This is a genomic window from Deinococcus aquaedulcis, assembly GCF_019693445.1.
Lineage (GTDB): Bacteria > Deinococcota > Deinococci > Deinococcales > Deinococcaceae > Deinococcus > Deinococcus aquaedulcis.
This window is the reverse complement of the sequence record NZ_JAHRBL010000001.1, coordinates 85,138-97,708: the sequence shown is the minus strand read 5'-3', so window position 1 is coordinate 97,708 and position 12,571 is coordinate 85,138. Positions and strand designations below refer to the sequence as shown.

13 protein-coding genes and 2 tRNA genes are annotated in these 12,571 nt (G+C 68.2%); 8 read left to right on the top strand and 7 right to left on the bottom strand.

Annotation, left to right across the window (positions count from 1 at the left end):
- Nucleotides 1-12 precede the first annotated feature (12 nt).
- Nucleotides 13-1,056, bottom strand: coding sequence for a metallophosphoesterase (locus tag KMW22_RS00480; RefSeq protein WP_235692402.1), 1,044 nt, complete (start codon nucleotides 1,054-1,056; stop codon nucleotides 13-15).
- A gap of 52 nt (nucleotides 1,057-1,108) precedes the next feature.
- Here KMW22_RS00480 and KMW22_RS00475 point away from each other — a divergent pair, with 52 nt between their 5' ends.
- Nucleotides 1,109-1,546 carry a DUF805 domain-containing protein gene (locus tag KMW22_RS00475; RefSeq protein WP_221088058.1) on the top strand — a complete coding sequence of 146 codons (438 nt, stop codon included), beginning with the start codon at nucleotides 1,109-1,111 and terminating at the stop codon, nucleotides 1,544-1,546.
- Between the two features lie 79 nt (nucleotides 1,547-1,625).
- On the opposite strand, the gene KMW22_RS00470 is transcribed toward KMW22_RS00475, so the two are convergent.
- Nucleotides 1,626-2,639: a phosphotransferase enzyme family protein gene (locus KMW22_RS00470; RefSeq protein WP_221088057.1), complete on the bottom strand. Its 1,014-nt coding sequence runs from the start codon at nucleotides 2,637-2,639 to the stop codon at nucleotides 1,626-1,628.
- A gap of 88 nt (nucleotides 2,640-2,727) precedes the next feature.
- Here KMW22_RS00470 and KMW22_RS00465 point away from each other — a divergent pair, with 88 nt between their 5' ends.
- Entirely contained in the window at nucleotides 2,728-3,231 is a 504-nt protein-coding gene (locus KMW22_RS00465) for a GNAT family N-acetyltransferase (protein ID WP_235692401.1), read from the top strand.
- A gap of 100 nt (nucleotides 3,232-3,331) precedes the next feature.
- Nucleotides 3,332-3,895 (top strand): GNAT family N-acetyltransferase, encoded by a 564-nt coding sequence (locus tag KMW22_RS00460; RefSeq protein ID WP_221088056.1) that lies wholly within the window; start codon nucleotides 3,332-3,334, stop codon nucleotides 3,893-3,895.
- 1 nt (nucleotide 3,896) lies between these two features.
- Here KMW22_RS00460 and KMW22_RS00455 read toward each other — a convergent pair whose 3' ends face one another.
- Nucleotides 3,897-4,727: a PH domain-containing protein gene (locus KMW22_RS00455; RefSeq protein WP_221088055.1), complete on the bottom strand. Its 831-nt coding sequence runs from the start codon at nucleotides 4,725-4,727 to the stop codon at nucleotides 3,897-3,899.
- Between the two features lie 247 nt (nucleotides 4,728-4,974).
- Between KMW22_RS00455 and thrS the strand changes: the two genes are divergently transcribed.
- Nucleotides 4,975-6,924 (top strand): threonine--tRNA ligase, encoded by a 1,950-nt coding sequence (gene thrS, locus KMW22_RS00450; RefSeq protein ID WP_221088054.1) that lies wholly within the window; start codon nucleotides 4,975-4,977, stop codon nucleotides 6,922-6,924.
- A gap of 70 nt (nucleotides 6,925-6,994) precedes the next feature.
- Here thrS and KMW22_RS00445 read toward each other — a convergent pair whose 3' ends face one another.
- The 4 genes from KMW22_RS00445 to KMW22_RS00430 are packed head-to-tail and all read right to left on the bottom strand — an operon-like array spanning nucleotide 6,995 to nucleotide 10,545.
- Complete coding sequence (locus tag KMW22_RS00445) at nucleotides 6,995-8,230, bottom strand: permease prefix domain 1-containing protein (RefSeq protein WP_221088053.1); 1,236 nt, start codon at nucleotides 8,228-8,230, stop codon at nucleotides 6,995-6,997.
- A complete protein-coding gene (locus KMW22_RS00440; protein WP_221088052.1) occupies nucleotides 8,227-8,568 on the bottom strand; it encodes a PadR family transcriptional regulator in 342 nt (113 codons plus the stop codon). The genes KMW22_RS00445 and KMW22_RS00440 overlap by 4 nt, the downstream gene beginning before the upstream one ends.
- A 57-nt stretch (nucleotides 8,569-8,625) precedes the next feature.
- A complete protein-coding gene (locus KMW22_RS00435) occupies nucleotides 8,626-9,651 on the bottom strand; it encodes a DsbA family protein (RefSeq protein ID WP_328774541.1) in 1,026 nt (341 codons plus the stop codon).
- 21 nt (nucleotides 9,652-9,672) lie between these two features.
- Complete coding sequence (locus tag KMW22_RS00430) at nucleotides 9,673-10,545, bottom strand: glycerophosphodiester phosphodiesterase (protein WP_221088051.1); 873 nt, start codon at nucleotides 10,543-10,545, stop codon at nucleotides 9,673-9,675.
- 188 nt (nucleotides 10,546-10,733) lie between these two features.
- Here KMW22_RS00430 and KMW22_RS00425 point away from each other — a divergent pair.
- The 4 genes from KMW22_RS00425 to KMW22_RS00410 all read left to right on the top strand — a co-directional run bounded on the left by KMW22_RS00425 (nucleotide 10,734) and on the right by KMW22_RS00410 (nucleotide 12,493).
- A tRNA-Cys gene (locus KMW22_RS00425) sits at nucleotides 10,734-10,807 on the top strand.
- A 26-nt stretch (nucleotides 10,808-10,833) separates the two neighbouring features.
- Nucleotides 10,834-10,908 (top strand) — tRNA-Val (locus KMW22_RS00420).
- Between the two features lie 112 nt (nucleotides 10,909-11,020).
- Nucleotides 11,021-11,335, top strand: coding sequence for a hypothetical protein (locus KMW22_RS00415; RefSeq protein WP_221088050.1), 315 nt, complete (start codon nucleotides 11,021-11,023; stop codon nucleotides 11,333-11,335).
- Between the two features lie 132 nt (nucleotides 11,336-11,467).
- Nucleotides 11,468-12,493 (top strand): PIN/TRAM domain-containing protein, encoded by a 1,026-nt coding sequence (locus tag KMW22_RS00410; protein ID WP_221088049.1) that lies wholly within the window; start codon nucleotides 11,468-11,470, stop codon nucleotides 12,491-12,493.
- The last annotated feature ends 78 nt before the right edge of the window (nucleotides 12,494-12,571 follow it).

Here is a 12,571-nt window from a genome sequence, read left to right as displayed (position 1 = left end):
ACGCGCCGCTCTTCATGGGCGCCTGGTCAGGCGGGCCGCCTCGGTCATGGTCACGGCGCCGCCCTCCCCCACCGTGTAGGCGCGGATGGTCAGCGTCTCTGGGGTGATGTCCAGCCACAGAAAGCCGGGCTGGCCGTACACCTCGAAGGCAGCGGAGCGCGTGCCCCGGCGGCTACCGCCCACCTCGCCAGCGGCGCCGCTCACAGCGGTCCAGGTGCCGGGGCAATCGGGCTGGGGGGCAAACACCTGCAGGGCGTGGTCGTGGCCGCTGAGCAGCAGGTCGGCCTGGGAACAGGCCACCTTGTACAGTTCGCGCACAGCGCCGCCGCGCTGAAAAGCGAAGGGCAGGTTGTCGTAAGCCCCGGCGTCACCGTGTTTGCCGTTGCTGTACAGGGGATGGTGCCCCAGCACCAGCCGCCAGCGGGCCGCACTCTGGGCCACGCTGCGCGCCAGCCATGCACGCTGCGCCGCGTCCCAGGGCCCACCGGGCCGCTCCTGGGGCTGCACCGAGGGCAGGTAGGCAGCCAGCGGCGCAGTGTCCACCACGAACAGGTCCAGCAGGCCGCCCACGCTGGCCTGATACTGGCGCCCCGGCATCACCCACTGCGGGTTAAGGCGGCTGTAGGCCACCTGGGCGGCCGCGCCGCGCGGATCGGCGCCGTCGCCGCCCCAGAGCCAGGATTCATCGTGATTGCCCAGCACCATGACGAAAGGAATGCCCAGCGCCCCATACAGCTCCTCAAAGCGCTCGCGGAACAGGGGCGAGGTGGCCTCTTTGGGACCCGCCGGGTAAAAGTTGTCTCCCAGTGCCGCGCCCAGGTCGCAGCCCTGGGCGGCGCACACGGCGGCCATGCCCTGGGCCACCCGCCGCTGAATGTCGGTGCCGGTGCCCTGGTCGCCCATCACCACCAGCCGCAGGCGCTCAGGGCGCCCGGCCTCTAGGGCCACGCGCGGCGCGTTCAGGCCTGGGTCTGGTGAGCCCGTGACCGCTGGCGCACAGGCCACCAGGCTCCCTACCAGCAGTACCCCCATTGCCCGCCGCACATCGTTCCACATAGACCCAATGTGAGGCTTAGACTGTTCTCACGCAACAGGGGGAGGTCTGTCTATGAACGAGTACATCAAGGTGATCAAGAACAACTACGCTAACTTCCAGGGCCGTGCCCGGCGCCGCGAATTCTGGATGTTTACGCTGATCAACACCATCATCATGGTGCTGCTGGCGTTGCCCTGGTATCCAGCCTACATCTCGTCCGTCTCGCAGGGTGAGACCGGCCTGCCCTTCGGCGCAGGTGGCGTGGCGGGCATCTTCTCGCTGCTGTACATGGTGTACTCGCTGGCCGTCCTGCTGCCCAACCTGGCCGTCAGCGTGCGCCGCTTGCACGACACCGGCAAGAGTGGCTGGTGGTACCTGCTGAACCTGATTCCGTTCGGCAGCATCGTCGTGCTGGTGTTCATGGTGCTCGATAGCCAGCCGGGCAGCAACAAGTGGGGCCCGAACCCCAAGGGTCAGGGCGCCGGCGCGACCCCCGCCGCCAACTGGTAACGCGCGGCTCTGAACGCCCCGGCCCTACAGTGGCCGGGGCGCTTTTGCTGGCCCTGGCGCTCAGGGGTCTGGCCCCCCGTTACGACTTGTCCAGCAGGCCCGGCACGTCGTGGCGGAACACGCCGCTGTCCAGGTAGGCGCGCAGCTTGGTCACGCTGTTCGGCACGTAGCGCGGCAGGATGGCCTGCAATTCGGCGTTCGTGTTCACCAGCAGGTCGTTCAGCAGCACCACCGCCCGGCCCGCCACCAGGGTTTCGTAGTCGGCTGGGGCCACGTCGGGCAGGGGGGCCACAGCGGCGTAACCGTCCAGCAGGGCCGCTTCCAGCTCCGCTTTGGGCCGCAGGTAATAGGCGCTGATGGTCAGGTCCTGCACGGGCAGGCCCAGGCCGCTGTCATCGAAATCAAAGACGCTCAGGCGGCCCCGGTGCCATTTCACGTTCCACAGGTGCAGGTCCGCATGCAGCGGGCGCGGGGCCTGCGCGGCATACAGGCGGGCCAGGACGGCATCCACCTGGGTGCGCACCGCCTGAACCACCGCCAGCGCGTCTTCGGGGAGCAGCGGGCCGGGGCGCAGGTTGTCGCCCATGCCCATCAGGGGGTCCCGCAGGGACTGCAGGGCCACGCCAGCGGGCAGCGTGAAGCCCTGGGCGTGGCGGTGCAGGAGGGCCGCCGCGCGCCCCACCTCGCGCAGCTGCCGGGGCGTGGCCTGTTCCCCCAGGTCCCGGCCCGGCAGCCAGGAAAACAGGGTGGCGGGCAGCGGCGCACCCAGCGCCTCGTTCCAGACCTCGCCCAGCAGGGCGCCGTCGCGGCGGGGCCGCGGCACGGGCAGCTGCAGGTCGGTGTCCTGAGCCAGGGCCGCCAGCCACGCCACCTCGGCGGCCAGTTGGGCCGGGGACCGCCGCGAATTGACGTTCAGGCGCAGGGCGTAGCGCTCGCCGCTGGTGGTGTCCACCCGGAACGTGGTGTTGAAGCCGTGGTTGAGCAGGCGCAGGCGCCGGACCTCCAGCGGGTAGGCCTGCAGGGCCGCCTGGGCCGAAGCACGCAGGCGCGCCACCTGTGCGGGGCGGGACAGCTGGGCGAAGGGCGTGGACATACGCCAGAGCGTATGCAGCGGGCTCCCCCAGGCGCCATGCGCCAATTGGCCGAGGCTGGCCGGGGCCCCTGTTCGCCACACTGCCGCCATGTCTCCTGCTGTGTCCCCCACCATCCGGCCCCTGAGTCCTGCAGATTTCGCGCAGGCACGCCCCATGCTGCTGGACATGGGCTTTGTTGACGATGAAGCGGCGCTGGCCGGACGCTTTCCGGCCTTCTGCACCCGCCCCGACTGGGCGCTGCTGGGGGCGTTTCAGGGCGGGCAATTGCTGGGCTACGCCGCCGCGCACGACACTGGCCCGGACCTGCGCTCGGGCCATGCCCACCGCACCGCCAAGCTGCACGACCTGTACACCCACCCGGCCGCCCGCCGCCAGGGCGTAGGCCGCGCCCTGATGCGCGAGGTGGAAACCTGGGCGCGGGGCCGGGGCCTGCGCTACCTGTACTGGTATGCCAATCTGCACGGGGCGACCCCCGCTTACGTGGGCATGGGGTACACCCCAGGTGACGAGGGGCAGGAGGGCTACCGCTTCTTCGAACTGGACTTTGGCGTCGAGAACACCCGCCGCCCGCACCCGGAGCGCGGCCAGTGATACGACTTCCGAAAAATTCCGTAACGTGTTATGGAATTTTTCCGACCAGAGGGACTCGCAGAGCTGCGAAGCAGAGAGGGAAAAGTACGGATTTCCGGAAATGGACGGAATCCGTATGACCTGGACGGCGCACCTCACCCCGCGCGCCGGGGTCACACCGGAGCTGGAGCAGGACCTGCGCGCCCTGCTGCAGGCCGCCTACCCGCAGTGGGCGGCGTTCTGGGCGGGCGCCTCCTTCTGGGGCAGCGAGCCAGAGTGGCACCTGTGGCTGGCGGGGCCAGAGGGGCGCCCGGCCGCGCAACTGGGCTGCGGGCGGCGCGTGGCCGAGGTGGGCGGGCAGGAGCTGACGCTCATGGGCGTGGGTGGGGTCGCCACCCACCCAGCCGTGCAGGGCCAGGGGCTGGGCCGGCAGTTGCTGGGCGAACTCGCGGCGTTTCTGCGGGCCCAGCCCCTGGCCGACTTCGCCTTTCTGCAGTGCCGCGAAGAGGTGGCCCCTTTTTACGAGCGCAGCGGTCTGAGCCGCGTGCCCAACCCTGCCCACTTTCTGGACCCGGATGAGGGCGAGTGGGTGACCAACGCCGGGCCCACGCTGATCCTGCCGGTGCGCCGCGCCCTAGGCGACTGGCCGCCCGGCACCGTGCAGCTGCGCGGCCTGCCCTGGTGATTCAGGGCGCCGGCGTGAACCACGCAGCCAGCGTTTCCGGGTCCTGTGGCGTGAGGTAAAAGGTGGGCCCACCAGCTTCCAGCAGCAGGGCCCGCGCGGGGCGGCTGCTTCCGGCAGCGGCCTGGACCCGGCCACCGGGCACCGCGCCCGTGCTGAAGGTGCCGCTGTAGTAACCGGGCAGCGCGGTGCCAAACAGCCGCAGGCCCAGCGGCACGGTGGTGAGGGTGGCGCGCGTGCCGGTGCGGGGAAAGCGGGTGGTGCTGCCGGCAGTCCGGACCACCAGCGTGTCCCCGTCCAGCAGGTAGCGCACCCGGGGGCGGCTGTACAGAAAAACCACCAACGGCAGTAGGGGCAACAGCAGCAGCAGATCCCAGCCGGGGCGCGCGGGCTGCGCCGGGCGAAATGTCGCCGTCTCTCCGGCCCGCCACGCCTGCAGCAGGGCGTCCGGGTCGGCGGGGGTCAGGACGGTGGGGGGGCGGGTGGCGAACACCAGGGCCGCCACATCCTGCGAGCCGTCACTGAACAGCTGCGCGCGCCCCAGGTCAGTGCGGAACAGGCCCACCGTGTAGCCGGGCAGGGCCGAGCCGATGTTCTTGCCCCGCAGCCCAACGGGACGGCGCTCCACGGGCGTTCCAGCTGGAATCACCGTGTGGGCCCCCAGCGACCTGGCCGTGATCTGGCCGCCTTGCACGCGGTAGACCGGCAGCTCCAGCAGCACCGGGCCCAGGGTCAGCGCGGGCACCAGAAGCAGGGGCAACACCAGGGCCAGCCGCGCCCAGGGCCACCAGCGGGGGATGGCTTCTGTATGAACAGCGACATCAACCGGAGACATAGGTTCATCCTAGACCCGGCGCCCGCCCTTGCCGCTGCCCCACCTGGGCCGCTATCCTGCCCCCATGAAGCCCTCGCCCCGTCACTCCGGTCTGGTGATGCGCGGCGCATGGCGGCAGCGAATGCCTGCACAGTCCGGTCTGATCACGCGAACTCTGCGCGCCTGAGAACCCTACAGCGGTTTTCAGGCGTCTTTGCTGGATACGCGGCCAGACCGGGCTTTTTTTGATTGTCAAACGAGGTTGAACATGCACGTAACGCTGCCCGACGGAAAACAACTCGACCTGCCCCAGGGCGCCACCGCCCTGGACGCCGCCCAGGCCATTGGCCCCCGCCTCGCGCAGGACGCCCTGGCCGCCACCGCCAACGGCGACCTCGTGGACCTGATGAGCCCGCTGCCCGACGGCGCGCGCATCACGCTGATCACCAAGAAGAACCCCGCCGACGCCGCCCCCGTGTTCCGCCATTCGCTGGGCCACGTCATGAGCCAGGCGGTGGGGGAGTTCTACCGCGCCAAGGGCCACAGCGCCGAGGCGGTCAAGCGCGGCGTGGGCCCCAGCATCGAGAACGGCTGGTATCAGGATTTCGACCTGCCCGAGCCCCTGCGCGAGGAAGACCTGCCCGAAATCGAGCGCCTGATGCGCGAGATCATCGCCCGGGGCCTGCCCTTCAGCCGCCGCGAGGTGAGCAAGGCCGAGGCCCTGGCGCAGTTCCCCCACGATCCCTACAAGCAGGAACTCATCCGCGATCTGCCCGACGACGAGGCCATCACACTCTACCAGCAGGGCGACTATGTGGACCTGTGCCGGGGCCCGCACTTTCCCAGCACGGGCAAGCTGCCGGGCAGCTTCAAGCTGATGAGCACCAGCGGCGCCTACTGGCGCGGCAACGAGAAAAACCCCATCCTGCAGCGGGTGTACGGGGTGGCCTTTGCCACGCAGAAGGAACTGGATGAGTACCTGCACGCCCTGGAAGAAGCGAAGCGGCGCGACCACCGCAAGCTGGGCAAGGAGCTGGAACTCTTCACCATTGACCCGCTGGTGGGCCGGGGCCTGCCGCTGTGGCTGCCCAACGGCACGGTGCTGCGTGAGGAACTGGCCGCCTTCCTCAAGCAGCAGCAGTTCCAGCGCGGTTACCAGGGCGTGATCACGCCCAACATCGGCAACCTGGACCTGTACAAGACCAGTGGGCACTACCAGAACTACAGCGACTCCAACTTCTCGCCCATCACGGTGGATGACGAGGAGTACATGCTCAAGCCCATGAACTGCCCGCACCACATGCGGATTTACGCCAGCAAGCCCCGCAGCTACCGCGACCTGCCGGTGCGTCTGGCCGAGTTCGGCACGGTGTACCGCTACGAGCAGTCCGGCGAACTGAACGGGCTGACGCGCGTGCGCGGCTTCACGCAGGACGACGCCCACATCTTCTGCCGCCCGGATCAGCTGAAGAGCGAATTCCTGAACGTGCTGGACCTGACGGTGCTGGTGCTGAAGACGTTCGGCATGAACGACGTGCGCTTCCGCGTGGGCACCCGTGACCCGGAGAGCGAGAAGTATGTGGGCGAGGACAGCTACTGGGAGATGGCCGAGGGGCAGATCATCGCCGCTGTGGAAGAGGTGGGCCTCCCCTACTCGGTGGAACCGGGCGACGCCGCCTTTTACGGCCCCAAGCTGGACTTCGTGGTCAAGGACGTGCTGGGCCGCGAGTGGCAGCTGGGCACCATTCAGGTGGACCCCAACCTGCCCGAGCGGTTTGACCTGACCTACGTGGGCGAGGACGGCCAGGACCACCGCCCCATCGTGATTCACCGCGCGCCGTTCGGCAGCCTGGAACGCTTTGTGGGCATCCTGATCGAGCACTACGCCGGGGATTTCCCGCTGTGGCTGGCGCCCCGCCAGGTGATGATCATCCCCATTGCCGACCGCCACAACGAATACGCAGAGGCCCTGCGCGCCGAACTGCACGCCGCCGGCCTGCGCGCCGAGGTGGACGACAGCTCCAACCGTATGCAGGCCAAGGTGCGCACGGCAGAACTCAGCAAGATTCCGGTCATGCTGATCGTGGGCGACAAGGAAGCCGAGGCGCGCGAGGTGAGCGTGCGCGAGCGTACGCCTGAGGGCCTGAAGGAGCGCAAGGGCGTGGGCTTTGACGACCTGAAGGCCGAACTGCTGGAGCGCTACAAGAGCCGGGCGTAAACCGGAGCGGCAGCAGACGAACGCCAGGGACCGTGGATAGTCCCTGGCGTTCGTCTGCTGAAGCCTCTTCTTATGGCACCTTCACTGTGCGCGCCTCTGGGCACGCATTGCACCCTGCAGTCACGGGCCCCGGGGGCAGCGGCACGACATGCAGTTGGCTCATGGGCGTCAGGTCGTTGGGGACGGCCAACAGCATGGCCGCCTCGCGCCCCGCCCGAAGTTCTTTCAGAAACTGCGCCTGGGACGCCACGAAGTTCAGCTGGGGCTGTTCGTCACCCCACGCGATGACCGGAAAGGAAAGGCGGCCACCCCGCGAAGGCACCGCCAGCGCATTCAACTCGGGCAGCCAGACCTGATTTGAAAAGACGCGGCGCGGGCTGAAGGTGACCAGGGCATAGAGTTGCCCGGGACGCGACACCGCCAGATTCACCCGGTTTTGCAAGGCGGGCCGCAGCGTCGCCGCCGCCCAGGCCCTTGAGGCGAAAGGTGGCTCGCCGGGCGACTCTTGAACCTGGGCGGCGGCCCGGACTGCTGGAAGCAACTTCTGGTCCAGTTCGATTTCCAGGTAGGCCTCAATGGTGCGCAGGTTCACCTGCGTGTCTGGGGCGATGGGCCGCCCAGCCACCCGAACGCCCAGGGTGGCGCTGTCCACCTGCAGCGGCCAGCCCTGCCGAGCCCCCTGGGCCAGCACTCCGGCCACGTTCAGGTATCCCCGCCGGCGTCCGGGGTACCCCAGCCGCCCCACCTCCACCTCGAAGGGCCGGGCCGACAGCGCGGCTTTTCCTGGCAGCACCAGCGTTTTTTGAAAGAGGCCGTGCGTCTGAATCCCCAGACCGCTCAGGAAAGGCCGCGCCTGCGAGCTGTGCATGAGGCCCTGGCTGCGCAGTTCAGACTCAAGGGGCACCCCAGCGCTCTGCAGGGCCACACAGGCCCGGCGCCCCTGACAGGGATTCACCCACGGCGACGAGGAAAACAACACCTGATGAATCAGCCGTGTGACGTCGGGCTGCCCCCGGCTGTAGGCATTCGCCACCCAACTGGTCAGGAGCACCGAGGCAGCCAGCACCCCCATGCCCGCCGACCAGCGCCAGTGGGTGCGGCGCAGGCCCCGGGCAATGTGGGCTGGCGCGCCCAGTTCCCGCATCGCCTGTGCGCGGGCGTCGGCTTCGGCGGTGGCACCCAGGATCAGTTGCAGCTGCGTGGCCCGCTCGTGGATGTGCGAGCGCAACTCGGCCTGGGCGTCGCGGCGGGCCTGGCCCCGCAGGCCCCGGGTGGCGGCGCGCACAAAGCGTTCTTCAGGGGTCATGCGAACTCCAGGAAGGGGCGCAGGGCGGCGGCGTGGGCCCGCTGGGCGTCACGCTGGCGGTGCAGTTCGCGCACGCCGCTGTCGGTCAGGTGGTAGTACTTGCGGGGCGGGCCGCCCACGTCACTGGGCTGCACCTCGGCGCGGATCAGGCCGCGCTTTTCCAGGCGGTGCAGGGCCGGGTACAGCGTGCCCTCCTTGAAGCTGAAGTGGCCACCCGTCTTGTTCTGCACGTCCTGAATGATGCGCAGGCCATACAGCGCCCCCCCTTCCAGGCTGGCCAGCAGCAGGAATTCCAGGCTGCCGCGCAGCAGATTGCCGTCCCGTTCTCTACCTTGCATGACTATAGAGTGACACAAAAAAGAAGCAGGCCGGTGCTGGCCTGCTTCTCCTTCCCCTTAGCGCAGGCTCTTGACCCGCGTGTCAATCAGGCTGGCCGCCGACGGCGTAGCCGAGGTGATGGCCTGCACCACCGCCTGCTCCTCGGCGCTGCGGTAATCCATGAGCTTGATGCCGTTCAGGAACACCGTGGGGGTGCCGCGCACGCCCAGGGCCACCCCGGCCTTGTACTGCGCCTCGACACTGGCCTTGAAAGTGCGCTGGCCCAGGCAGGTCTTGAACGCGGCCGTGTCCAGGCCAGCCGTCTTGGCGTAAGCGCTGTAGCGGCCCGGGGTGTCCTTGGGGTCCAGCCGGGTCCAGCTGCTGAACTGGTCGAACAGCACGTCGGCGTAGGGCCAGAACTTGCCCTGGGCGCCGGCACACTCGCTGGCCTCGGCGGCGCTGAAGGCGTTTTTATGGAAATCCAGCGGAAACTGGTAGTGGGCGGTGCGGTACACGTTCGGCTGCCGCTCCCACTCGGGCAGGGCGGTGTCCCACAGCTGCTTGCAGTAGGGGCACTGGAAATCGCTGAAAATGCGCAGGGTGTTGGGCGCCGCTGCGCTCCCCGCCACGTTCCTGGTGACCGGAAAGGCGCTGTCAGGCCAGATCTGAATGGCGGTGTAGGCGCGGTAGCGGGTCTGGGCGCCGGTGCCCGTGGCCTTGATCACGAAAAAGTCGGTGGCGTTGTCGTCGCTGAAGTCCTGCAGGCCTTCGGCCAGCTGCGCCCGCAGCTGCGGCTGCGCCAGGCTCTGGGCGAGGCGGGGCAGGTCCGCTTCCTTCATACCCCAGCCGGCTGCGATGCCGCGCGCCAGATCGTTCAGGTTGTCGGTTTCGGTCAGGACCCCCACCACGTACCCGCCGGCCACGTCCAGGGTGACCGTGGTGGCTCCCCGGCGCAGCACAGTGCCGTCCGGGGTAAAGCCTTTGAGAACCGCCTGGGCCGCCGTGTCCTGCGGCGTGGCAAAGAGCTGGGCCTGCGCGGCGCCCCCCAGACTCAGGATCAGGGCGGCGCCGCGCAGCGCGGATGACAGAGAAAAACGCTTCACGCGCCCAGTGTAGAGCAGCGCCTAGCGTCCGCCGGCCGCTGATTCGGCCAGCACCTGTTTCAGCAGGTCTGGCCGGTCGGTGATGATGCCGTCCACGCCCATATCGCGCAGGCGGCGCATCTCGGCCGGGTCGTTGATCGTCCAGACCTGCACGGCCACGCCGCGCGCGTGCATGGCGCGCACAAAGCCGGGAGTGACCACCTCAAGACCGGCGGCGCGCACCGGCACCTGCGCCACCCGGCCCGGGGCGGGGGCCAGGGCGGCCAGCCCCACCTTGCTCAGCAGCACCAGGGGCCGCAGTTCGCGCTCGGTCATGGAGGTGATGACTTCGGGGCACACACGGCGGAACTCGTTCAGGGCCTCATCGCTGAAGCTGGCCGCAATCACGCGCCCGGTGGCACCCGCATCACGCAGCGCCTTGCAGAACGGCGCGGCGATGCTGGGCCGCGCCTGCTTGAGTTCGATAATCAGGGGCAGGCTCGGGAAAGCCGCCAGCACCTCGTTCAGCTGCGCCACTCGCACCCCCTGGCCCCGGAAGGGAAAGCTCTGACCGCCGTCGGTGGACAGGGCGTACCCGGCGTCGGCAGCCAGCACCTCGGCCAGCGTCAGGTCGGCGATGCGCCCTTTGCGGTCGGTTAGGCGGTCCAGCGTGTCGTCGTGCGAGAGGACCAGCGCGCCGTCGCGCGTGGCGTGCATGTCCATCTCCAGCAGGTCGACCCCCAACGCCGCCGCATTGCGGTAGGCCAGCATGGTGTTGCTGGGCCACAGGTGCTCGCCGCCCTGGTGGGCAATATTCAGTGTTTTGCCGGTGATAAACCCATTTGCCGGGGCCTGCCCTGCGCCACACGACACCAGCAGCCCGGCCAGCGCCGCTCCCACCCATTTGTTGTGCATAGCGGTAGCGTAGTACACCGCGCGTCAGAAGCGCGTAACGGTCCCACAGCCGCCAGGCGAAGGGCTTCCCGCTGGGCCCTTACGCGGGCGGGCCGGTTTACAGCCCCCGGACCGCGTGCTAACATTCCTTCCGCTGGAAGAGGAAAGACCTGCCAGCCCTCCCGCAAGGGCCAGCAACAGCCAGTGACGGCGCTGTAGCCAAGTGGTAAGGCAGAGGTCTGCAAAACCTCCACCACCGGTTCGAGTCCGGTCAGCGCCTCCAAATTTACCCCGCAGACCAGACTGCACAGAACCGTAGCTCAGGGGTAGAGCACTACCTTGACACGGTAGGGGTCAGGGGTTCAAATCCCCTCGGTTCTACCAGACACCCGGCTTTCTTTAAGGAAGCCGGGGCTTTCTTTGAAACAGGTGTGTCCCGCTTTAACGGAAGGATGGTCGCACGTCCCGCCCGCGCCGGCTTACAATTCACCTTCGAATGACGGACGTGGAATGGTTGCTTCTGGCTGGCGCTGGCTTCTGTGCCCTCTATGCTTTTTTCACGCTGCGCTCCGGCGCGGCGCGGCTGCATTACCGTGACCGCCCCCTGTACTGGCGCGGCGCGGCGCTGCCCCTGCTGCTGCTCGTACTGACCGCTGGCGTGGCCATGTACAGCCTGCTGAATGAGGGCGCCACCAGCCTGTTCGTGCTGGCCGCCAGCGTGGGGGCCTTGAGTGCAGCCCTGGCGTGGTTTATCGAGCAGGAACCCAGCCGACTGGTCCGCTGGGCCTACCGCACCGAACGGTCATCCTGAGGACTGGGATAAGTTCCCGCTCATAAGGCAGCGCCGCCGAAGACCAGTTCTTCGGCGGCGCTTGATTCTGCTGAAGATTCGCTCATGTCCCGCAGGACGCGACTTCGGCAGAGAGCGGGTACACTGCTGGGCGTGCTTGCTGTTCGTCTTTTTGTCATGCTGCTGGGGCTGGCGCTGGGCTACCTGGCCGGAAACGCGCTGGCGGCAGACCAGCCGGGCGGCCTGGGCACCGTCAACACCCTGAGCCTGATGCTGGCGGGCACCCTGACGGCCCTGCTGCTGGCGCCGCGCGCTGAATCGCTGCTGGGGGTGTTTGGGCAGCGCTTTGTGCGCTGGTACGCCGCCCTATCACCCCGCACCGTTGCCGCCGCGACGTTCGGGCTGATCGTGGCGCTGCTGCTCAGCGTGCTGCTCAGCAGTCTGTTGCGCAGTCTTCCCTTCTACACCTGGGTGCTGAACGTGGCCGTGACGGCCGTACTGGCGGTGTTTTTCGTGTCCTTTGCGGTGCGCAACGCCGAAGCCTTTGGGTTGCTGGCCTTTCCGCAGGTGCGCCGCAAGCCTGGGGCCAAGGTACTCGACAGCAACGTGATCATTGACGGCCGCGTGCTGGACCTGATTCGCGCGGGGTTTCTGGACGGCGACCTGCTGGTGCCCTCGTTCATTCTGCGCGAGATTCAGACCCTGGCCGACCATCAGGACGCCCAGAAGCGCACCCGGGGCAAACGCGGCCTGACGGTGTTGGAAGAACTGCGTGGGTTGCGCCCCATACGGGTGGAGGACTGGGACACCGCCCTGCCCACCACCGATGACAAACTGATTCGCTTCGCCCGCGAAACCGGCGCGCGGATCGTGACCAACGACAGCAACCTGGGCAAGATTGCCCGCCTGCACGGCGTGGAGGTCCTGAGCATCCACGAAGCGGCGGTGGCCCTGCGCCCCCAGATTCAGGCAGGCGACCACCTGACCATCACCGTGACCAAGGGCGGCCAGCAGCAGGGCCAGGGCGTGGGTTACCTGGAAGACGGCACCATGGTGGTGGTGGAAGACGGCCTGAAGCTGCGCGGCAAACCCGCCCGCGTGCTCGTGGTCAACAACGTGCAGACGAACGTGGGCCGCATGATCTTCGCCAAGGTGGACCGCGAAGAAGGAGCGGCGTAAAAACGGGGAGTGGTGCGTGGGAAGTAGAGAGTGGAAAAATCACTTCACGCTCTTCTCAATCTGCGCAAGGGCTGTATC